We start from the raw sequence: 20,036 nt of genomic DNA on the forward strand, positions 1-20,036 counted from the left end.
TTTGAGCAAGTCAGAGATCATCCGCTGCCTCAAGCGCTACATCGCCCGTGAGGTCTTCGCCCTTCTGCAGCCGTCTGCAGCCACCGACCCCCTCGCTGCAGCCGCTTGACGAACCATAGGAGCATCCTGCCGACGGCCGACCTGGTCACCGCGTCCGGCATCGACGTCCCCGACGGCGGGACGGTCCCCGCCGCCACGGCGGAGGACATCGCCGCCTACGTCGAGGACCACCTCGGCGTCTCCTCCGGCGGCGGGGAGTGGACCGTCGAGGTCGGCGACGTCGGCGCCGCCGAGGTCGAGCAGTGGGGGACCGGTGCGTTCGACGCCGTCACCGCCACGGCGACGCTCACCCCGCCGAGCGCGGAGGACCTGCGCACGTTCACGCTCGAGTACGACGCGGTCCTGCACCAGGTGGTCACGGCCGACGTCTTCGTCGTCCTGCGCAGCGACTGGGCGGCCGGCGAGGTCGAGACGGCCCGCAGCCTGGGCGCCATCACCCTCGACACCGTCAGCGGCACGGTGCCGCCCCTGCTCGTGGACCTGGAGGACGGCAGCGCCTGGCGGGGGTTCGCGGGGATGTTCGCGCTGGGGACCTCGCACATCGCCGAGGGCACCGACCACCAGTTGTTCCTGCTGACCCTGCTGCTGCCCGCGCCCCTGCTCGCGGTCCCGGTCGCCGGGCGCCGCCGCTGGCGGGAGGTCGCACCGGCCGGCCGGGCCGTGCGCCGGATCACGGCCACCACCATCGCCTTCACGATCGGGCACTCCCTGACCCTGGCCCTGGGCGCGATCGGGCTGCCGGTGCCGCAGCAGCCCGTCGAGGCGCTCATCGCCGTGAGCATCCTCATCGCCGCGGTCCACGCCGTGCGACCGCTGTTCCCCGGCCGCGAACCCGTCGTCGCGGGTGCTTTCGGCCTCGTGCACGGCATGGCGTTCTCCACGACGCTCTCCGCGCTGAACCTGACCGGTGGGCAGCTCGCGCTGAGCCTGCTCGGCTTCAACCTCGGCATCGAGGCCGTGCAGCTCGCGATCGTGCTGCTGGTGCTGCCCCCGCTGGTCGTGCTCGCCCGCACGGCCGTGTACGGCCCGCTGCGGGTCGCCGCCGCGCTGCTCACCGCCCTGGCGGCCGTCGGCTGGCTGCTCGACCGCGTCGGGCTGCCCACCCCGCTGGGCGCCGCTGCCGACTCCCTCGGCGCGCTCTCGCCGTGGATCGCCGCCGCGCTCTGGGTGGCGGCGGCCTGCGTGCTCGTCCGGTCGTCGACCGGAGCCCGTCCCCGCGACGCGCGGGAGCGGGACCTGGTCGACGCGCCCTGAGCGCCGCGGGCGGGGTGCCGAACGGGCTGGATCGGCGGGAAACCGGTTACTAGGCTGAGGCCGTGCCCCGCACCCTCACCGTCGGCGACGACGTCGACCTCCTCCCGGACCTCGCCACGGCGCTCGCCGACCCGGACGCCACCGAGGTCGTCGTGCAGCCCGGCCGGTACGTGGAGCACCTGCGCATCGAGCCGCGCCGCGCGCCGCTGACGATCCGCTCGGCCACCGGCCGGGCCGAGGACGTGGTCGTCTCCTTCGACCTGCGCCAGGGCGACCGGGACCGCACCGGCCTGCCGCACGGGCAGGACTGCGCGACGCTGACGATCGCCGCCGACGACGTCACCCTGCTCGACCTCACGGTGGAGAACACCTTCGACCGGTTCGCGGACCCGGGCCTGCCGGAGTCGCAGGCGATCGCGCTGCGCACCCTGGGCGACCGGGTCCGTGTGGAGCGCTGCCGGATCCTCGGCCGGCAGGGCACCCTGCTGCTGGACGCCCCGGGGTGGGCCGACGTGCGGCACGTCCACCTGCGCGACTGCCTGATCACCGGCGACGTGGACTTCGTGCACGGCCGGGCCACCGCCGTCGTCGAGGGCGGGGAGGTCCGCAGCACCGGACCCGGCCGGGTCAGCGCCCCCAGCACCGCCCGGGAGAACCCCCGCGGGTTCCTGTTCCACGGCGTGCGGCTGACCGGGCCGGGCGTGGAACCGGGCAGCGTGCGGCTGGGCCGGCCCTGGCACCCCGGCGGCGAACCCGACGCGGTGGGTCAGGCGTGGTTCGTCGACTGCCACCTCGGCGAGCACGTCGCCACCGACGCCTGGGACGACACGGGCGGTCTCAGCCGGCACGAGGCCCGCTTCGGCGAGCGCGGCAGCACCGGGCCCGGTGCCGCGCCCGGCCGGCCGGGGATCCCTGCGGCAGCCGCCGCGACTCCCGGCGAGTGGCTGGCCGGGTGGGACGGGCTCCCGGCCCCGACCGGGCGGATCGTCGTCGTCTCCGACTCCACCGCCTCGCCGTACCCGCCCGAGCGCGCCCCGCGCACCGGGTGGGGCCAGGTCCTGCACGAGCTGACCGGCACCGAGGTGCTGGACCTGGCGATCTCGGGAGCGAGCAGCCGCAGCTTCATCGAGTCCGGCGCGCTCGACGACGCCCTGGCCCGGACGCTCCCCGGGGACCTGCTGCTGGTGCAGTTCGGGCACAACGACCCCAAGGAGGGGGAGCGTTTCGCCGACGTGCACCGCGCCTACCCGGCGAACCTGCGCAGGCTCGCCGTGGGGGCCCGCGCCCGGGGCGCCACCCCGGTGCTGCTGACCCCGGTGGAACGCCGGTGCTTCGACGAGCGGGGCCGAGCCCGCTCCACCCACGGGGGCTACCCCTCGGCCGTGCGGGCGCTCGCCGCCGCCGACGGGATCGCGCTGGTGGACCTCACCGCGGCCAGCCGGGCCCTGTGGCAGGAGCAGGGGGCCGAGGGCAGCAAGGCGTCGTTCCTGTGGCTCGAACCCGGCCGCTGGCCCGGGTTCCCCGACGGTGAGCGCGACGACACGCACCTGTCCGCGTCCGGGGCCCGGGCCGTCGCCGGCCTCGTCGCCTCAGGGCTGCGCGAGCTCGGGCTCCTGCGGGGCTGAGGCCCCCGCCGGGGCGGGCGCCCGCGCACCAGCCACCCCGGCGTGCCCGGGGTGCGCGGCCAGCCGCTGCGCGGCGACCGCCCCACGAGGAACGGCGCGTCCGGCGCCGGTGGGTTAGGTTCGCGGCGTGCGCCTGGCAGTGAACCTCGGTTACCTGACCGGCGGTGACGCGGCGGCGGCGGCCGCGGACGCCCTGGCGCTGGTGCGCGCGGCGGAGGACGCCGGTTGCGACAGCGCGTGGGTCGCCGAGGCGTACGGCTCCGACGCCGTCAGCGTCCTGGGCTGGCTGGCGGCGCAGACCTCGCGCATCGCCCTGGGTTCAGCGGTGCTGCAGGTCCCCGCCCGCGCCCCCGCCGCCACCGCGATGGCCGCCGCCACCCTCGACGCGCTCTCCGGCGGCAGGTTCCGCCTCGGCCTGGGCGTCTCCGGCCCGCAGGTCTCCGAGGGCTGGTACGGGCAGCGGTTCGCCGCGCCGCTGGCACGCACCCGCGAGCACGTCGCGGTCGTGCGCGAGGTCCTGGCGCGCCGGCCGGTGCGCTTCGCCGGCGAGCACGTCCACCTGCCGCTGCCGGACGGGCCGGGGGTGCCGCTGCGCCTGATGCTGCCCGCACCCCGCCCGGACCTGCCCGTCTACCTGGCCGCCGTCGGCCCGCGCAACGTGGAGCTGGCCGGGGAGGTCGCCGACGGGTGGCTGCCGGTCTTCCTGGCGCCCGAGTCGTGCGCGGACCAGTTCGCGCACCTGGCCGCCGGCCGGGCGCGCCGCGCCGGGCAGCCGCCGGCGGGGGAGTTCGACGTGTGCGCCTCCGTGCCGCTGCTGGTCACCGACGCCACCGGCGAGGATCGGCGCAGGGCCGAGGCCCCGGTGCGCCGGCACGTCGCCCTCTACCTGGGCGGGATGGGCTCGCGCTCGCAGAACTTCTACGCGTCGCTGGCCCGCCGCCTGGGGTTCTCCGACGCCGTCGACGAGGTGCAGGAGCACTTCCTCGCCGGCCGGCACCGCGAGGCGGCCGCCGCGGTGCCGGCGGGTTTCCTGGAGGCGACCTGCCTGGTGGGGCCGGTGGCGAGCCTGCGCGCGCGCCTGGACGACTACGCGCGCGCCGGTGTCACCACCTGCGCCCTCGTGCCGCAGGCGCCCGCGCTCGCCGACCGGGTCGCGGCGGTGCGGGCGCTGGCGGGGTGAGGCCTCAGCGCACCAGGCGCAGGGTCAGCGGGTAGCGGTACGGGCGGCCGGAGTTCGCCGCGACCGCCGCCAGGACCGCGCAGACGCTCGCCGCGACCACCAGGAGCGCGGGGACCGCGAACAGGGGAGCGGCCAGCCCCAGCGTCACGACGGTCAGCACCGTGGCGACCACGCTGAGGGCGACCACGTAGATCAGCAGCGAGATGCTCGCGTTGAGCGCCTCGGCGGAGTGCTCGCGCACGAAGCGGCTGCGGTCCTTGAAGACGAGGAAGACCACCAGGGGCGCGATCACCGGCAGGCTGATCCAGACGAGCAGGGTGCCCACGTGGGCCAGCACGCTCCAGGTGCGCTCGTCCTGCACCGACACCGGCGGGCGCTGCGGGGAGGGCGCCGGCGGCGGGTACGGGTGCTGCTGCCGGGGCGCCTCCTGCTCGGGCCGCCAGTCCGGGCGCCAGCCGGGCGTCCAGCCGGGCTGCTGCTGCCCGTCGGCGGGGGAGCCGTGCGGCTCCTTGGTGAAGTCCGGCCGGGACGGCTGGTGCGGGTCGCTCACGGGGTCCTCCGCGGGTCGGTGAGTGGGTGGGTCTCGGGTTCGCGTCGATCCTCCCGCGGACGGCGGGGCGGTGTCGTCCACCCGGGGGGTGGACCCGCGTGCGACGAGGGGAGGAGGCCCGCGCCTCAGCGGTCCGCCGCGTCCGCGGTGACGAAGTCCACCAGCTCCTCCACCCGGCCCAGCAGCGCCGGCTCCAGGTCGGCGTAGGTGCGCACCGTGCCCAGGATCCGCTTCCAGCCGTGCGCGACGTCGGCCTGCGTGGCGTGCGGCCAGCCCAGCTCGGCGAGGACCCCGTGCTTCCAGGAGGTGCCGCGCGGGATGGTCGGCCACTGCCGCCAGCCCAGGCGCTGCGGGCGCACGGCCTGCCAGACGTCGACGAACGGGTGGCCGACGACGAGCACGTGCGGGCTCTTCGCGACCGCGGCGACGATGCGCGACTCCTTGCTGCCGGGCACGAGGTGGTCCACGAGCACGCCGATGCGCCGGCCGGGGCCGGGGGCGAAGGAGCGCACCGCGGCGTCGAGGTCGTCCACGCCCTCCAGCAGCTCCACCACGACGCCCTCCACCCGCAGGTCGTCGCCCCACACCTTCTCCACCAGCTCGGCGTCGTGACGGCCCTCCACGAGGATGCGCGAAGCGCGGGCGGTGCGGGCCGGGGCGCCGGCCACGGCCACCGAGCCGCTGGCGGTGCGGGTGGGTGCCGCGGGGGCGGCCGGGCCCCTCGGAGCGACCAGCCGCACCGGCTGCCCGTCCACCCAGAAGCCCGGGCCCAGCGGGAACGTGCGGGTACGGCCCCTCGCGTCCTCCAGGACCACGACGTGCACGCCGCCGCTCTTCTCCACGCGCACCACGGCACCGACCCAGCCGGTCTCCACGTCCTCCACGACGAGGCCGCGCACGGCGGGTTCCTCGCGGTGCACCGGCCGCTGCGGGTGCGGGTTCGCGGACAGCACGTCGCTGCCGTAGCGGTCGCTGGACGGGTGCCTGGGGCTCACCCGCGGCACGCTAACGAGCGGTGCGCGCGGCGCGGTGGAGGCGCGCTCGGCGTAGACTTGGCACTCGGGTTCGGCGAGTGCCAGGACGAGCGCCAGGACGAGTGCCAGGAACGGCGGGGACGGAGGTGGGTGTGAGCGACGACCGCAGGCTCGCGGTGCTGCGCGCCATCGTGGAGGACTACGTCTCGACCCACGAGCCCGTGGGGTCCAAGGCGCTGGTGGAGCGCCACCGCCTCGGCGTGTCCCCGGCCACGATCCGCAACGACATGGCGGTGCTGGAGGAGGAGGGGTACATCGCCCAGCCGCACACCAGCGCCGGGCGCATCCCCACCGACAAGGGCTACCGCCTGTTCGTGGACCGCCTCGCCAACCTCAAGCCCATGTCACCGGCCGAGCGCCGCGCCATCCAGGCCTTCCTCGACGGCGCCGTGGACCTCGACGACGTCGTGGACCGCACCGTGCGGCTGCTGGCGCAGATCACCCGCCAGGCCGCCGTCGTGCAGTACCCCTCGCTCTCGCGCGCGGCGGTGCGGCACGTGGAGGTGGTGCCGGTCGGGGGGCGCAGCGCGCTGCTGGTGCTCATCACCGACACCGGCCGCGTCGAGCAGCGCGTCGTCGACGTGCGCTCGGCCACCGACGTGGAGTCGCTGCCCGAGGCCCTGGCGGTGCTGCGCGACCGCGTCAACGCGGCCGTGGCCGGCAAGCGGCTCAAGCAGGCGCGCGAGGAGCTCACCGCCGTCGTGCAGACCAGCCCGCCCGGTCAGATGGCGGTGACCGCCGAGGTCGTCGCCGCGCTGGGCGACTGCCTGAGCGCCGGGCTGGAGGAGCGCGTCGTCATCGCCGGCACCGCCAACCTGGTGCGCTCCGGCGCCCACGACCTGGCCGCCTCTCTCGGCAGCGTGCTGGAGGCGCTGGAGGAGCACGTCGTGCTCCTGCGGCTGGTGCAGGAGATGGCCGAGGAGGGCGGCGGCGACAGCGGCGCCCTCACCGTGCGCATCGGGGCGGAGAACCTCCACCTCGGCCTGCCGGAGACGTCCGTGGTCACCAGCGGCTACGGCGAGGGGGAGGTGCTGGCGCGCCTGGGCGTGCTGGGGCCCACCCGCATGGACTACCCGACCACGATGGCGGCGGTGCGGGCGGTCTCCCGCTACGTCTCGCGCATCCTGTCCCAGTGACCGACCGGACGAACCACCGAACGGGAGACCTGAGCACCTCGTGAGCGACTACTACGACGTCCTGGGCGTCAGCAGGGACGCCTCGGCGGAGGACATCAAGCGCGCCTACCGCAAGCTGGCGCGCAAGCTCCACCCCGACGTCACCTCCGACCCGGACGCCGGGGACAAGTTCAAGGAGGTCTCCCAGGCCTACGAGACGCTGTCCAACCCCGACAAGCGCGCGCAGTACGACCGCGGCGGCGGGCCCGGCGGGCCCGGCGGGCCCGGCGGCGGCTTCGGTCAGGGCTTCGGCTTCTCCGACATCATGGACGCCTTCTTCGGCCAGGGCGGCACCGGCGGCGGGCGCGGCCCGGTCAGCCGGACCCAGCGCGGCCAGGACGCCCTGATCCGCGTCGACGTCGACCTCGCCGAGGCCGCCTTCGGCGGCGAGCGGCAGATCCAGGTCGACACCGCCGTGCTGTGCCCCACCTGCAAGGGCACCTGCTGCCAGCCGGGCACCCAGCCGGCCACCTGCGACATCTGCCACGGGCAGGGCTCGGTGCAGCGCGTGGTGCGCTCCCTGCTGGGCCAGGTCATGACGAGCCAGCCGTGCCCGACGTGCCACGGCTTCGGCACCGTCCTGCCCTCCCCGTGCCTGGAGTGCTCCGGGGAGGGGCGGGTGCGCGCCCGCCGGCCGCTGAACATCCGCATCCCCGCCGGCGTGGACACCGGCACCCGCATCCAGCTCGCCGCCCAGGGCGAGGTCGGCACCGCCGGCGGCCCGCCCGGCGACCTCTACGTGGAGATCCACGAGCGCCCGCACCCGGTCTTCACCCGCCGCGGCGACGACCTGCTGTGCACGCTGGAGGTCCCCATGACGGCCGCCGCGCTGGGGGCCTCCATCCCGCTGGAGACCCTCGACGGCACCGAGGAGGTCGACGTCCGTCCCGGCGCGCAGGGCGGCGAGGTCGTCACCCTGAAGCAGAAGGGCGTCGAGCACCTGCGCTCGGCCGGCCGCGGGGACCTGCTCGTCACCCTGGAGGTCGCCACCCCGCGCGACCTCGACGAGGAGCAGGAGGAGCTGCTGCGCCGCCTGGCCGAGGTGCGCGGCGAGGTGCGCCCCGCCGGGAAGCTGTCCCCGGCCCACCACGGCGTGTTCTCCAAGCTGCGCGAGCGCTTCGGCGGTCGCTGACGCCCGGCGCACGCCCCTGCGGCAGGGTGGGGGCGTGCGCGCGAAGCTGTTCGCCGGGTCGGTGGTCCTCTACGCCGCGGCCGTCGTCGTGGCGGCCCTGGTGCTGCCCGAGCGGGTGCCCACCCACTTCGGTGGCGACGGCCGGGCCGACGACTGGAGCAGCCGCGCCGGGGCGGTCGCGGTCTCCGCGCTGGTCGGCGCAGCCCTCGCGGCGCTGTTCGCGGCTCTGGCCGCCGGGGTGCGGCGCCTGCCGGTGGGCATGATCAACGTGCCGAACGCCTGGTACTGGAGGGCGCCGGAGCACGAGGCCGAGCTGCGCCGGCGCACCCTCGGCGACCTGTGGGCCGTCGGGACGGCGACGATGCTGCTGCTGACCGCCGTGGAGGGCGCGATCGTGCAGGTGGCGCTGACGGGCACCGGCCGGCTGCCGTGGTGGTTCTTCGCCGTCTTCGGGGCCTGGCTCGCCGGCCTGCTGCTGTGGGCGCTCAGCCTGGGGTTCACCCGGTACCGGGTGCCCGAGGGCGCCGGGCGCCCGACGAGCCCCCGGTGACCGGACCGGACGTGCACCGGGCGCTGCTGGCGGTGTTCACCCTCCACAACGCCGAGGAGGTCGCGCTGGCCCGCGCCGCCCCGCCCGTCGACCCGCGAGTGCTCCAGCGCCTCGGCCTGCCGGCCGACGCCCACCGGCCGGACCGCTTCGCCCTGGCCGCCGGTGCGCTCACCGCCGCTTCCGGGGCCGTCCTGGCCGCCGCCCGCCGCGGCGGCCCGTCCGCCACGGGTCGCCAGGCCGCCGTCGCGGCGCTCACCGGGGCCCTGGGCGGCAATGCCGCCGCCCACCTGGGGCGCGCGGCGCTGACGCGGCGGTACAACGCCGGGAGCGGCACCGCACCCGCGCTGCTCGCGGCGTCCGCGACGGTGCTGGCCGGGACCGTCCGAGGCGGCGACCTCACCGCGCGCCGCGCGGTCGTCTGCGCCGCCCTCGGCGCGCTCGCGGTGGTCCCCGTCACCGCCGCGGCCCTGACCCTGGCGGTGCGGGTCCTGCCGCCGGGGGCGCCGGCGCCCGGTCCGCTCCCCGCGACGGCACCCGGGGGCGGGCACGGCGGTGCGGTGAGGCCCCCCCGAGGGCCCTCACCGCACCGGATCGGGGAGAGCCTCAGCGCACGGTGAAGCTCTTGGTGTCGCCGGCGGGCTGCGCGCCGGCCGCGCCGCCGGACTCGTCGGGGCGCTCCACCAGCACGGTGTACTCGCCCGCCGGCAGCGGGATCGTCACGGAGAACTCCGCGAACGTCCCGTTCGCGCCGGCCTGCGCGGGCCCGCGGGTCACCTCGGCGCCGGAGGCGTCGGTGACCGTGTAGAGCAGCGTGCCCTCGAACGCGCTGCCGACGCCCTCCACCACGACCTGGCCGGGGGTGCCGGTGTCGACGGACGTGATCCACGCCGGGGCCTGCACGTCCGCCTGCGGCGCGCGCGAGACCGTCTCCGGCACCGCGTAGCCGAACACCAGCGGCTCCGCCTCGCCGTCCACGCGGATCTCGACGGGCACGTCCTCGCCGGCCGCCGCGGTCACCGTGTACACGAGCTGCTGCACCGCGGCCGTCACGTCCCCCGCCTCGGCGTCCCCGGAAGCGGCCGAGGCCGCGATGTCGACGACCAGGCGCCCGTCCCGGGCCGTCACGGTCGCGGACTCGTCCGGGCCCCACGGGCTCGAGTAGTCCGGGTCGCTCGGCTGCCCGCCGAGCACGGCCCGCAGCGCGTTCGTCGCGTCGTCCGCCGCGTCCCCGGCGGGCACGTACTCGCGGAAGAGCAGCTGCGGCTGCCCGCCCAGCCAGTACACCGGCACGGTGGCCGAGCCGGCCGGCAGCGACCCGCCGGTGGTGGTGGCGGACCCGGTCTCGGTCCCGGTCGGCGACGCCTCCTCGGCGGCCGGCTCCTGCGCGGTGCCCGTGGCGGTGCCGGTGGCGCTGCCCGCGCCGCTCGGCTCCGAGGTCGCCGGGGCGGGCTCGCTGCTGCGCCCGGCCGCGCTGGTGGGGGCGGAGGCGACGGTGCGCACCGACTCGTCGTCCTCGCGGGTCAGCGCGAAGGCGCTGCCGCCGACGACGAGGACCGCGGCGGTGGTCGCCACGGCGGTCCAGGCGCGGGTGGTGCGGCGGCGGGCGGTGGTGCTCATGCGGATCTCCTGGAGGCGGTCGGCGGGGTGCACGGTGTCGGCGCGGGCGGCGAGGGCGTCGCGCAGGGCGCGCGCCGCGGGGTCGGTGGCGGGGTCGGGCAGCGGCCCGGCGCTGACCGGGTCGTCGTCGGGGTCCGGCGCGGGGCCGGGGTGGCGGTGGCTCACGGGGTCTCCTCCTGGCGGCCCAGGCCGGCGCGCAGCGCCGCCAGCCCGCGGTGGGCGTGCGTCTTGACGGCCCCGCGGCTGATGCCCAGGGTCTCGGCGATGTCCTGCTCGGACAGGTCCGCGGAGTAGCGCAGGACGAGGACCTCGCGCTGGCGCACCGGCAGGGCGTCCAGCGCGGCCAGCACCAGGCGGTGCTCGGCCGAGCGCACCGCCCGCTCCTCCGGGCCCTCCGGCGCGGGGTCCGGCAGCGGGCGCTTGCGGTCGGCGACGGCCCGGTGGCGCAGCACGTCGCGCGCGCCGTTGACCACCGCCCGGCGCAGGTACGCCACGGCGGCGGCGCGGTCGTCCAGCCGCCGCCAGCGCCGGTGCAGGGCCACGAACGCCTCCTGCACCACCTCCTCGGCGGTGGAGGTCTCCCCGGTGAACTCCGCCGCCAGGGCGACCAGCCGGCGCCAGTGCGCGGCGTACAGGACGCTCACGGCCGTGTCCGCGTCCCAGCCGCGGGGGTCGTCCGGGTCGGCGTCGTGCCCGCCGGGCCCGCCGCGCACGACGCCGAGCCCGCGGCCGACCTGCCGGTCAGCCACGGCGCGCCGCGCTCTGAGCATCTCCACACAGGTACGACGAGCAGCGCACGGTCACGGTTGACATCCAAGCGGAGGGGATCCGCCGGACGGGGGAGGCGGGCGGGCGCGCGGCGGCGCCGGTACCGTGCCGCCATGAGCGCCAGCCGCAACGGGAGCGCCCCCGCCGACCTCTTCCTGAGGATCGTCGCCGGGGAGCTGCCCGCGACGATCGTGCACTCCGACGAGCTCGTGGTCGCCTTCGAGGACGTCGACCCCCAGGCGCCCGTGCACGTCCTGGTCGTGCCCCGCGAGCGCCACGAGACCGTCGCGGCGCTCGCCGCCGCGGCCCCGGCGACGCTGGCGCGCCTCGTCGAGGTGGCCCAGCGCATCGCCGACGAGCGCTGCGGCGGCCACTTCCGCCTGGTCTTCAACAGCGGCGAGGACGTGGGCCAGTCGGTGCCCCACGTGCACGGCCACGTCCTGGGCGGCCGGGCCTTCACCTGGCCGCCCGGCTGATCAGGGGGTTGGATGGGGTCCCATGTGCGGCTTGTGCGGTGAAGTCACGTTCGACGGTCGGCCCGCGGACATCGGGGCGGTCCAGCGGATGTCGCAGCCGCTGGCGCCCCGCGGGCCGGACGGTGAGGGCTACTGGGCGCAGGGCCGGGTGGCCTTCGGGCACCGCCGGCTGTCGGTCATCGACCTGTCGGTGTGCGGCTCGCAACCCATGGTGGACCCCGACCTGGGCCTGCACGCCGTCTTCAACGGCTGCATCTACAACTACCGGGAGCTGCGCGAGGAGCTCGCCGGCCACGGGTACCGGTTCAGCTCCACCTCCGACACCGAGGTCATCCTCAAGGGCTACCACCGGTGGGGCACCGACGTGGTGGACCACCTCAAGGGCATGTTCGCCGTCGTCCTGCACGAGCGGGACTCCGGCCGCGTGGTGCTCATGCGCGACCGCCTCGGCATCAAGCCGCTGTACCTGGCCGAGACGCCCGGGCGGCTGCGCTTCGCGTCCTCGCTGCCGGCCCTGCTGGCCGCCGGGGACGTGGACACCACCATCGACCCGGTCGCGCTGCACCACTACCTCAGCTGGCACGCCGTCGTCCCGGCCCCGCTGACGATCCTCAAGGGCGTGCGCAAGCTGCCGCCCGCCACCGTGCGCGTGATCGAGGCCGACGGCACCAGCCGGGAGCACCGCTACTGGAACGCCCGGCACGTGCGCCGCGAGGAGTTCGCCGGCTTCTCCGCCGAGGACTGGGAGGACGCCGTCCTGGACTCCCTGCGCGCCGCGGTGCGCCGGCGCACCGTCGCCGACGTCCCCGTGGGGGTGCTGCTGTCCGGCGGGCTGGACTCCAGCCTCATCACCGGCCTGCTGGCCGAGGCCGGCCAGACCGACCTGGCCACGTACTCCATCGGCTTCGAGTCCGTCGGCGGGCGCGAGGGCGACGAGTTCGCCTACTCCGACGTCATCGCCGAGCGCTACGCGACGAACCACCACCGCATCCGCGTCACCGGCGACGAGCTCGTCGGGGCCCTGGGCCACGCCGTGGGCGCCATGCACGAGCCGATGGTCAGCCACGACGTCGTCGCCTTCGACCTGCTCTCCCAGCAGGTGTCGCAGTCCATCCGCGTCGTGCAGTCCGGGCAGGGCGCCGACGAGGTGTTCGGCGGCTACCACTGGTACCCGCCGCTGGCGGGCCTGAGCCCCGAGCAGGGCGTCGACGCCTACGCGAAGGCGTTCTTCGACCGCGACCACGCCGGCATGGCGCAGGTCCTGCAGCCGCAGTGGCTGACCGGCTCGGACGTCTCCCGCGAGTTCGTGCGCCGGCACTTCACGGCCCCCGGCGCCGACACCGCCGTGGACGCCGCGCTGCGCCTGGACACCGAGGTCATGCTCGTCGACGACCCCGTCAAGCGCGTCGACAACACCACGATGGCCTGGGGCCTGGAGGCCCGCGTGCCGTTCCTCGACCACGAGCTCGTCGAGCTGGCCGCGGCGATCCCCCCGGAGCTGCACCTGTCCGACGACGGCAAGGGCGTGCTCAAGCGCGTGGGCCGCAAGGTCATCCCGCGCGAGGTCATCGACCGGCCCAAGGGCTACTTCCCCGTGCCGGCGATCACCCACCTGCAGGGCAAGGTCCTCGGCCTGGTCAAGGACGCCCTGACCAGCGAGGCCGCCCGCCGCCGCGGGCTGTTCCGCCCCGAGTACGTCTCCGAGCTCGTGCGCGACCCCAACGCCGAGCTCACCCCGTTGCGCGGCAACAAGCTGTGGCAGCTGGGCCTGCTGGAGCTGTGGCTGCAGCAGCACGGGATCGACTGAACCGCGGGGGAGGACGATGAGCACCGTGGGAACCCGTCGCCGGGCGAACGTGGCCGGGCTGCGGCACCGCGGCCAGGACGCGCCCACCATCTCCAGCCGCAACTGGCAGCGGCCGCCGAGCCACCTCACGCGCGACATGGCCAGCGACGTCGTGCTCGACATGGGGTGGGGCCGGCTGGTGTTCGGCCACACCTTCGCCGACCAGCGCGACGTCGTCGCCGCCCTGCGCGCCGAGGAGTCCGGCGAGCGCGACATCGCCATGTACGTGCCCGAACCGCAGGTGCTCGTGGGGCTCGCGCCGCACGAGCTGTTCATGGACCCGTCCATCACGTTCCGCCTGCCGCTGTCGCGCTACCGCCCGCCGCGGGACCGCAACCCCGACGTGTTCGTGCGGATGGTGCGCGACCGCGCCGAGCTGGAGGACGTGAACCGCCTGTACGCGGCGAACGGCATGGTGACCTCCGACCCGGACGTCATGTGGGCGAACCACCGCACCCGCACGTTCACGTACCTCGTCGCCGAGGACACCCGCACGCGGGCGATCGTCGGCACCGTCACCGGTGTCGACCACGTGCTGGCGTTCGGCGACCCCGACGAGGGCGCCAGCCTGTGGTGCCTGGCCGCGGACCCGCAGAGCGCGCCGCGCGGCACGGGGGAGGCGCTGGTGCGGGTGCTCGCCGAGCGCTACGTCGCCCGCGGGCGCGCCATCCTGGACCTGTCCGTCCTGCACGACAACGACGGGGCCATCGCGCTGTACCGCCGGCTGGGTTTCCGCCCCGCCCCGCCGGTCGTCGTCAAGCGCAAGAACCCCATCAACCGGCCGCTGTTCTCCCCGCAGCCGGAGCAGCTCGGCGAGCTGAACCCCTACGCGCGCATCATCGCCGACGAGGCGCTGCGCCGCGGGGTGCGGGTGGAGGTGACCGACGCCCCCAGCGGGGAGATGCGCCTGACGTTCGGGGGCCGTTCGTTGCTGACGCGCGAGTCGCTCTCGGAGCTGACCAGCGCGGTGGCGATGAGCCGCTGCGACGACAAGCGCGTCACGCGCCGGCTGCTCGCGGCCACCGGGGTGCGGGTGCCGCGCGGCGTCGAGCTCGCCGCCCCGGCGCTGGCCGACGGCGAGGGCCTGGCCGCCGCCGAGCGCCTCATCGCCGAGACCGGCCCGGTCGTGGTGAAACCCGCCCGGGGCGAGCAGGGCAAGGGCATCACCATCGGGGTCCGCGACGCCGAGACGCTGCGCCGCGCCGTCGCCGAGGCGTCGGCGAACTGCCCCGACGTCCTCGTGGAGGAGTTCGTCACCGGCCAGGACCTGCGGATCGTCGTCATCGACCACGAGGTCGTCGCCGCCGCCGTGCGCCGCCCCGCCGCCGTCATCGGCACCGGCAGCGACGACGTGCGCACCCTCGTGGTCAAGCAGAGCCGCCGCCGGGAGGCCGCCACCGGCGGTGAGTCCAGGATCCCGCTGGACGCCACCACCGAGGCGGTGGTGCGCGAGGCGGGTTTCGGCATGGACGACGTGCTGCCGCGCGGAGAGCGCCTGGAGGTGCGCCGCACCGCGAACCTGCACACCGGCGGCACCATCGAGGACGTCACCGACGACCTGCACCCCGACCTCGTGGACGCCGCGGTGGCCGCCAGCCGCGCCCTCGGCATCCCCGTGACCGGGCTGGACCTGCTCGTGCCGGACGTGTCCGGGCCCGAGCACGTGGTCATCGAGGCCAACGAGCGCCCCGGCCTGGCCAACCACCAGCCGCGGCCCACGGCGCAGCGGTTCCTGGACCTGCTCTTCCCGGAGACGCGGCGCGCCGAGCAGCGCTGAAGCGCGCGTCCTGCCTCCCCGGCGGGGCGGTGGCGGGTGCTGCGGCCGGCTCTCCGCCCGCTGCCGGGTGCACCGCTGCGGCCGGGTGCGCGAGGCGGGTCCGGACGCCGGCCTCCGCACCCGCCACCACCCCTCCTGGTTCCCGACGCGGGGTCACACCGGGGGACGGGGAGCGACGTCCGTGCGGAGGGTGAAACCGCGATCGCGCAGCCGGTTCGCGAGGACCGTGCCGACACCCGTGGCGGGGGTCAGGACCCCGGCCGCGTCCGGCAGCCGGTCCCCGTCGAGCGCGAGCGCCAGCGCGCTCTCGCCGAGCATGACGGCGGTGGCGGCGTACCCGGGGTCGCCCTGCGCGGCCACCGTCGTCAGGTAGCGGCGCCCGCCGGCGGTGCGCGCGTCGAGCACCACGCGGAACCGCCCGGTGCGCCGGGTCCGCTCGGACGGGCCGCTGCCGGGGGCGGGCAGCAGCCGGTCCACCAGGGGACGGGCCGGTCGCAGCGCCAGCGCCCCGGCCAGCGCCCCCAGCGCGCCCGTCACCGCGAACGCACCCACGGGTGCCGCCCGCCCGGTGAACGCCACGACCTCCCGGTAGCGCAGCCGCTGCCCGTACGCGTGGCCGAGCAGCGCGTTGCTGCGCCGCACCACGCGGGTGTTGTAGGGGGCCATCACGAACGGTGCCACCCACGCCCCGTCCTCGGCGCGCCGGTGCGGGCGGAAGACGTCGCGCTGACGGCCCAGGTCCGGTTCGGCGTCGCGGTCGGGGCTCAGCGCGTACGGGTCGGCCAGCAACCGCCGGGCCGCGTCGTCCCCGCGGGCGGTGTCCAGCTGCAGCCGCAGGGAGTCCACCGTGCCGCCGCTGACCCCGCCGCGCGCCGAGCGCACCTCCAGCACGGCGTCGGTGAGGGGACCTGCGCCGTCGGCGGTGGCGCGCTCGTGCGTCAGCAGCACCGCCAGGTCGGAGGGCACCGAGTCGAAGCCGCAGGAGTGCACGATCCGCGCGCCGCTGTCGCGGGCGGCGTGGAACCGCCTGGCGCTGCGGTGCGCGAACAGCGTCTCGCCCGTCAGGTCGGCGTAGTGGGTGCCCGCAGCCGCGCACGCGGCGACCAGGGGCAGCCCGTGGCGCAGGTACGGCCCCACCGTGCTGACGACGACGCGCGCGGTGCCGGCGAGCTCGCGCAGCGACGCCTCGTCGGTGGCGTCGGCCGTCAGGACGGGCCAGCGCTCGGCAGCGCTCCCCAGACCGGCGCGCACCCGCTCCAGGCGCTGCGCCGAGCGGCCGGCGAGCCCGACACGGGTCCCCGGCGGGGCGTGCTCGGCGAGGTGGCCGGCGACGAGCCGGCCGACGAAACCGGTGGCGCCGAAGACGACCACGTCGAGGTCGCGGCCGGGGGCGTCGTCGCGCTGCACCCGCCCCACCGTAACCGCGCCCCCCGCCCCCGCCACCCGCCCCGCTGCGCCCCGCCCCGCCAGGGCGCTCCGCCCGCGGCACACGCCCCGGCTGGGACCGTGGCCCCGGCAGGCGGCAGTATCGGCCCGTGAGCCCCACCGACCGCCCCCAGCACCGCACCCACACCGCCGGCAAGGACACCGCCACCGGCGTCGTCGACGCACCGGTCGACGTGGACTACCTGACGTCCACCCTCATGGAGCTGCTGCGCGTGCCCAGCCCCTCCGGGCGCACCGACGCGGTCATGCAGGTCGTGGGGCAGCACATCGAGGCCCTCGGGCTGCCGGTGGACCTCACGCGCCGGGGCATGCTGCGCGCCACCCTGCGCGGGCGCACCGACGTGGTCCGCCGAGCCGTCGTGGTCCACGCCGACACCATCGGGCTGATGGTCAAGCGCGTGAAGGACAACGGCCGCCTGGAGGTCGTGCCCGTCGGCAGCCACAGCGCCCGGTTCTCCGAGGGCGCCCACGTGACGATCTTCACGGACGACCTCGACGAGGTGTACACGGGCACCGTGCTGCCGCTGAAGAGCTCCGGGCACACCTTCGGCGACGAGATCGACACCCAGGGCGTGGGCTGGCAGGTCGTCGAGGTGCGCATCGACGAACCGGTCGCCAGCGCCGCCGACGTGCACGCCCTGGGTGTGCAGGTCGGCGACTTCGTCGCCCTGGACGCCGCCCCGCAGATCACCCGCCACGGCTACGTGAAGTCGCGCCACCTGGACGACAAGGCCGGCCTGGCGGCCTGCCTGGCCGCGCTGAAGGCGCTGCGCGACGCCGAGCTCCCCCTGGCGGTGACCGCGCAGCTCCTCGTCACCATCGGCGAGGAGGTCGGTTTCGGCGCCACCCACGGACTGGCTCCCGAGCTGGCCGAGCTGGTGGCGGTGGACAACGCGGTCGTCGCCGACGGGCAGACGTCGCGCGAGGACCACGTCAGCGTCGGCATGCTCGACATGACCGGCCCGTTCGACTACCACCTCTCGCGCCGGCTGCACGCCCTGGCCCGCGACCACGACATCCCCGCGGTGCGCGACGTCTACCGGCACTACCGCTCCGACGCCGCCCCGGCGCTGGAGGCCGGCATGGAGGCCCGGGCCGCGCTGCTGGGTTTCGGCCTGGAGTCCAGCCACGGCCACGAGCGCACCCACCTGGACGGCCTGGTGGCGCTGGCGCGGCTGCTGGTGGTGTACCTGCAGAGCGGGCTCACCTTCGACGAGTGGGACCGCGCTGAGCACGGCGACCTGGCCGACTTCCCCTCCGACAGCGTGCAGCCGGCGCAGCTGGAACCCGTGGACCGCACCGTCGTGCCCGAGCGCGCCGGCGCCTGAGCCGGCGGCCCGGGCAGCGGCGCAGGCGCCGGGGGAGCAGTGCGCGTCCTGCTCGTCGACAACCACGACTCGTACACGTACAACGTGTTCCAGCTGCTCGCCGGCCTCGCCGGCGCGGAGCCGGTCGTGGTCCTCAACGACGCCGTGGCACCTGCCGAGCTGGACCTGGCGGGTTTCGACGCGGTCGTCATCTCGCCGGGTCCGGGGCACCCGGGCGAGGTCCGCGACTTCGGCCTGAGCGCCGAGGTGCTGGCCCGCGCGCGCGTGCCCGTGCTGGGGATCTGCCTGGGGCACCAGGGGATCGCCCTGGCGGCGGGGGCGCCCGTGGTGCGCGCGCCGCAGCCGCGGCACGGTCACGTCACCCGGGTCCGCCACGACGGGGCCGGGGTGTTCACCGGGGTGCCGCAGGGTTTCGCGGCGGTGCGCTACCACTCCCTGTGCGTGACCGAACCGCTGCCCGCGCCGCTGCTGGCCACCGCGTGGGCCGAGGACGGCGTCGTCATGGGGTTGCGGCACACCACCCGCCCGTTCACCGGCGTGCAGTTCCACCCCGAGTCCGTCGGCAGCGAGCACGGCGCCACGGTCGTCGGGAACTTCCTGCGCAGCGCCCGTCCGGCGGTGCGCGCCGCGTCACCGGCCGTCGCCCCGGCGCCGGAGCGCACGTACCGGCTGCGCACGCGCGTCCTGGAGCGTGCTGTCGACCCCGGGGCGGCGTTCGAGGCGCTCACGGCGCCGGACGCGCCCGCGTTCTGGTTGGACAGCGCCCGCCCCGGCCCGGGCACCGGCCGCTTCTCCTTCGTCGGCGGTTCCGCCGGGCCCGAGGCGGACCTGCTGACGTACCGCGTGGCCGAGGGGGAGGTGGTGCTGCGCGACCGCGACGGTGAGCGGCGGTTGCCCGGCTCGGTGTTCGAGCACCTGGGCGGGCGGCGCCTGGAGGGCGGCGGGGACGGGCAGGACCCCGGTGAGCTGCCCTTCGACCTCGCCGGCGGCTGGGTCGGCTACCTCGGTTACGAGGTGCGCGCCGACTGCGGTTCGCCGACGACCCGGCGCTCCGCGACCCCCGACGCGGCCTGGTCGTTCGCCGACCGGTTCGTCGCCGTCGACCACGAGGACGACCGCACCCACCTGGTCGCGCTGGTGCGCACCGACCCCGCCGCGCCCGACGTCGCGGCCGCCGAGCAGGACGCGCGCGCGTGGCTGGAGGGCACCGCCCGAGCGCTCGCCGCGCTGCCCGGCGCCCCGCCGCGCCCGGAACCGGCACCCGTGCCGCCGCTGCCGGAGGAGGAGGTGCTGCCGCTGCTGGACCGCACCCGCGAGGAGTACCTCGCCGCCGTCGAGGAGTGCCGCGAGGTGCTGCGGGCGGGGGAGAGCTACGAGGTCTGCCTGACCGCGCAGGCCCGCTCGGCCGACCCGGTGGACGCGCTGAGCGCCCACCACCGCCTGCGCCGCGTCAACCCCGCCCCCTACGCGGCGCTGCTGCGCCTGCCCGGGGTGGAGGTCGTCTGCGCCTCGCCCGAGCGGTTCCTGCGGGTCGACCGCGACGGCTGGGTGGAGGCCAAACCGATCAAGGGCACTGCCCGGCGCGGCGCGGACGCCGTGCAGGACGCGGCGCTGCGCCGCGCGCTGGCCACCGACCCCAAGACCCGCGCCGAGAACCTCATGATCGTCGACCTGCTGCGCAACGACCTGGGGCGGGTGTGCGAGGTCGGCTCGGTGTCGGTGCCCGCGCTGATGGCGACGGAGACCTACGCCACCGCCCACCAGCTGGTGTCCACCGTCCGCGGCCGGCTGCGCACCGGGCTGGGGGCGCTGGACGCCGTGCGTTCGTGCTTCCCGCCCGGGTCGATGACCGGGGCGCCCAAGCTGCGCACCTGCGAGGTCGTCGACGCGCTGGAGCGGCGTGCCCGCGGCGTGTACTCCGGAGCGCTGGGGTACCTCTCCCTCACCGGCGCCGCGGACCTCGCCGTCGTCATTCGCACCCTCGTGCGCGCCGGGGGGGAGTGGACCGCCGGCGCCGGCGGGGCCGTGGTGCTCGACTCCGACCCCGAGGAGGAGTTCGCCGAGATGGTCCTCAAGGCCGGTGCGTCGCTGCGGGCGCTGCTGGATCCGCCGCCGGGCGGCGCCGGGGTGGACGTCCCCCGTCCGGGGGGTGCGCGCCCAGCAGGCGGGTGAACCCCCCCCGTCGGCGGCTCAACCCGCCCCGCCCGCGTCCCGACCC

Annotated in this window: 17 protein-coding genes; 12 read left to right on the plus strand and 5 right to left on the minus strand. The window is 76.4% G+C overall.

Annotation, left to right across the window (positions count from 1 at the left end; translation table 11 throughout):
- Nucleotides 1–105: 105 nt before the first annotated feature.
- The 3 genes from ACRYM0_RS08490 (at nt 106) to ACRYM0_RS08500 (ending at nt 4,119) form a co-directional block, all read left to right on the plus strand.
- The gene (locus ACRYM0_RS08490; RefSeq protein WP_432504007.1) at nt 106–1,314 is read left to right on the plus strand and encodes a HupE/UreJ family protein; all 1,209 of its coding nucleotides are present in this window, start codon (nt 106–108) and stop codon (nt 1,312–1,314) included.
- Between the two features lie 62 nt (nt 1,315–1,376).
- On the plus strand, nt 1,377–2,939 hold the full coding sequence (locus ACRYM0_RS08495; RefSeq protein WP_432504009.1) for a pectinesterase family protein: 1,563 nt from the start codon (nt 1,377–1,379) through the stop codon (nt 2,937–2,939).
- 127 nt (nt 2,940–3,066) lie between these two features.
- Nucleotides 3,067–4,119, plus strand: a complete 1,053-nt coding sequence (locus ACRYM0_RS08500) for an LLM class F420-dependent oxidoreductase (RefSeq protein ID WP_432504011.1) — start codon at nt 3,067–3,069, stop codon at nt 4,117–4,119.
- A gap of 4 nt (nt 4,120–4,123) precedes the next feature.
- Here ACRYM0_RS08500 and ACRYM0_RS08505 read toward each other — a convergent pair whose 3' ends face one another.
- Complete coding sequence (locus ACRYM0_RS08505) at nt 4,124–4,669, minus strand: DUF4870 domain-containing protein (protein WP_432504013.1); 546 nt, start codon at nt 4,667–4,669, stop codon at nt 4,124–4,126.
- Nucleotides 4,670–4,794: 125 nt separating this feature from the next.
- On the minus strand, nt 4,795–5,664 hold the full coding sequence (locus tag ACRYM0_RS08510; protein ID WP_432504015.1) for a DUF3097 domain-containing protein: 870 nt from the start codon (nt 5,662–5,664) through the stop codon (nt 4,795–4,797).
- A gap of 131 nt (nt 5,665–5,795) precedes the next feature.
- Between ACRYM0_RS08510 and hrcA the strand changes: the two genes are divergently transcribed.
- The 4 genes from hrcA to ACRYM0_RS08530 are packed head-to-tail and all read left to right on the plus strand — an operon-like array spanning nt 5,796 to nt 9,177.
- A complete protein-coding gene (hrcA, locus tag ACRYM0_RS08515; RefSeq protein WP_432504018.1) occupies nt 5,796–6,839 on the plus strand; it encodes a heat-inducible transcriptional repressor HrcA in 1,044 nt (347 codons plus the stop codon).
- 40 nt (nt 6,840–6,879) lie between these two features.
- Nucleotides 6,880–8,010 carry a molecular chaperone DnaJ gene (dnaJ, locus tag ACRYM0_RS08520; RefSeq protein WP_432504020.1) on the plus strand — a complete coding sequence of 377 codons (1,131 nt, stop codon included), beginning with the start codon at nt 6,880–6,882 and terminating at the stop codon, nt 8,008–8,010.
- Between the two features lie 34 nt (nt 8,011–8,044).
- A complete protein-coding gene (locus ACRYM0_RS08525; protein ID WP_432504023.1) occupies nt 8,045–8,560 on the plus strand; it encodes a DUF1648 domain-containing protein in 516 nt (171 codons plus the stop codon).
- Nucleotides 8,557–9,177, plus strand: a complete 621-nt coding sequence (locus ACRYM0_RS08530; protein ID WP_432504025.1) for an HXXEE domain-containing protein — start codon at nt 8,557–8,559, stop codon at nt 9,175–9,177. The genes ACRYM0_RS08525 and ACRYM0_RS08530 overlap by 4 nt, the downstream gene beginning before the upstream one ends.
- Here ACRYM0_RS08530 and ACRYM0_RS08535 read toward each other — a convergent pair.
- Together ACRYM0_RS08535 and ACRYM0_RS08540 are read right to left on the minus strand one after the other, a co-directional pair.
- A complete protein-coding gene (locus ACRYM0_RS08535; RefSeq protein WP_432504028.1) occupies nt 9,164–10,342 on the minus strand; it encodes a Gmad2 immunoglobulin-like domain-containing protein in 1,179 nt (392 codons plus the stop codon). The genes ACRYM0_RS08530 and ACRYM0_RS08535 overlap by 14 nt on opposite strands.
- Nucleotides 10,339–10,890: an RNA polymerase sigma factor gene (locus tag ACRYM0_RS08540; RefSeq protein WP_432504071.1), complete on the minus strand. Its 552-nt coding sequence runs from the start codon at nt 10,888–10,890 to the stop codon at nt 10,339–10,341. The genes ACRYM0_RS08535 and ACRYM0_RS08540 overlap by 4 nt, the downstream gene beginning before the upstream one ends.
- 168 nt (nt 10,891–11,058) lie before the next feature.
- On the opposite strand from ACRYM0_RS08540, the gene ACRYM0_RS08545 reads away from it, so the two are divergent.
- From ACRYM0_RS08545 to ngg, 3 genes are read left to right on the plus strand one after another with little or no spacing between them, the layout of a single operon-like run.
- A complete protein-coding gene (locus ACRYM0_RS08545; protein WP_432504030.1) occupies nt 11,059–11,421 on the plus strand; it encodes an HIT domain-containing protein in 363 nt (120 codons plus the stop codon).
- 22 nt (nt 11,422–11,443) lie between these two features.
- Nucleotides 11,444–13,228: an N-acetylglutaminylglutamine amidotransferase gene (locus tag ACRYM0_RS08550; protein WP_432504032.1), complete on the plus strand. Its 1,785-nt coding sequence runs from the start codon at nt 11,444–11,446 to the stop codon at nt 13,226–13,228.
- A gap of 16 nt (nt 13,229–13,244) precedes the next feature.
- On the plus strand, nt 13,245–15,044 hold the full coding sequence (gene ngg, locus ACRYM0_RS08555) for an N-acetylglutaminylglutamine synthetase (RefSeq protein ID WP_432504034.1): 1,800 nt from the start codon (nt 13,245–13,247) through the stop codon (nt 15,042–15,044).
- A 153-nt stretch (nt 15,045–15,197) separates the two neighbouring features.
- On the opposite strand, the gene ACRYM0_RS08560 is transcribed toward ngg, so the two are convergent.
- A complete protein-coding gene (locus ACRYM0_RS08560) occupies nt 15,198–16,451 on the minus strand; it encodes a saccharopine dehydrogenase family protein (RefSeq protein ID WP_432504036.1) in 1,254 nt (417 codons plus the stop codon).
- Between the two features lie 212 nt (nt 16,452–16,663).
- Here ACRYM0_RS08560 and ACRYM0_RS08565 point away from each other — a divergent pair, with 212 nt between their 5' ends.
- Both ACRYM0_RS08565 and pabB read left to right on the plus strand, forming a co-directional pair.
- The gene (locus ACRYM0_RS08565) at nt 16,664–17,818 is read left to right on the plus strand and encodes an osmoprotectant NAGGN system M42 family peptidase (RefSeq protein WP_432504073.1); all 1,155 of its coding nucleotides are present in this window, start codon (nt 16,664–16,666) and stop codon (nt 17,816–17,818) included.
- Nucleotides 17,819–17,857: 39 nt separating this feature from the next.
- Nucleotides 17,858–19,990, plus strand: coding sequence for an aminodeoxychorismate synthase component I (pabB, locus tag ACRYM0_RS08570; RefSeq protein ID WP_432504038.1), 2,133 nt, complete (start codon nt 17,858–17,860; stop codon nt 19,988–19,990).
- The last annotated feature ends 46 nt before the right edge of the window (nt 19,991–20,036 follow it).

This window comes from Kineococcus arenarius subsp. arenarius, from assembly GCF_050871845.1.
In the GTDB taxonomy this organism is placed as follows: domain Bacteria; phylum Actinomycetota; class Actinomycetes; order Actinomycetales; family Kineococcaceae; genus Kineococcus.

Bases quoted from the DNA above. Each gene is read 5' to 3' on its own strand.
- ACRYM0_RS08550 (WP_432504032.1), top strand. From the start codon at position 11,444: ATGTGCGGCTTGTGCGGTGAAGTCACGTTCGACGGTCGGCCCGCGGAC.
- ACRYM0_RS08545 (WP_432504030.1), top strand. From the start codon at position 11,059: ATGAGCGCCAGCCGCAACGGGAGCGCCCCCGCCGACCTCTTCCTGAGG.
- ngg (WP_432504034.1), top strand. From the start codon at position 13,245: ATGAGCACCGTGGGAACCCGTCGCCGGGCGAACGTGGCCGGGCTGCGG.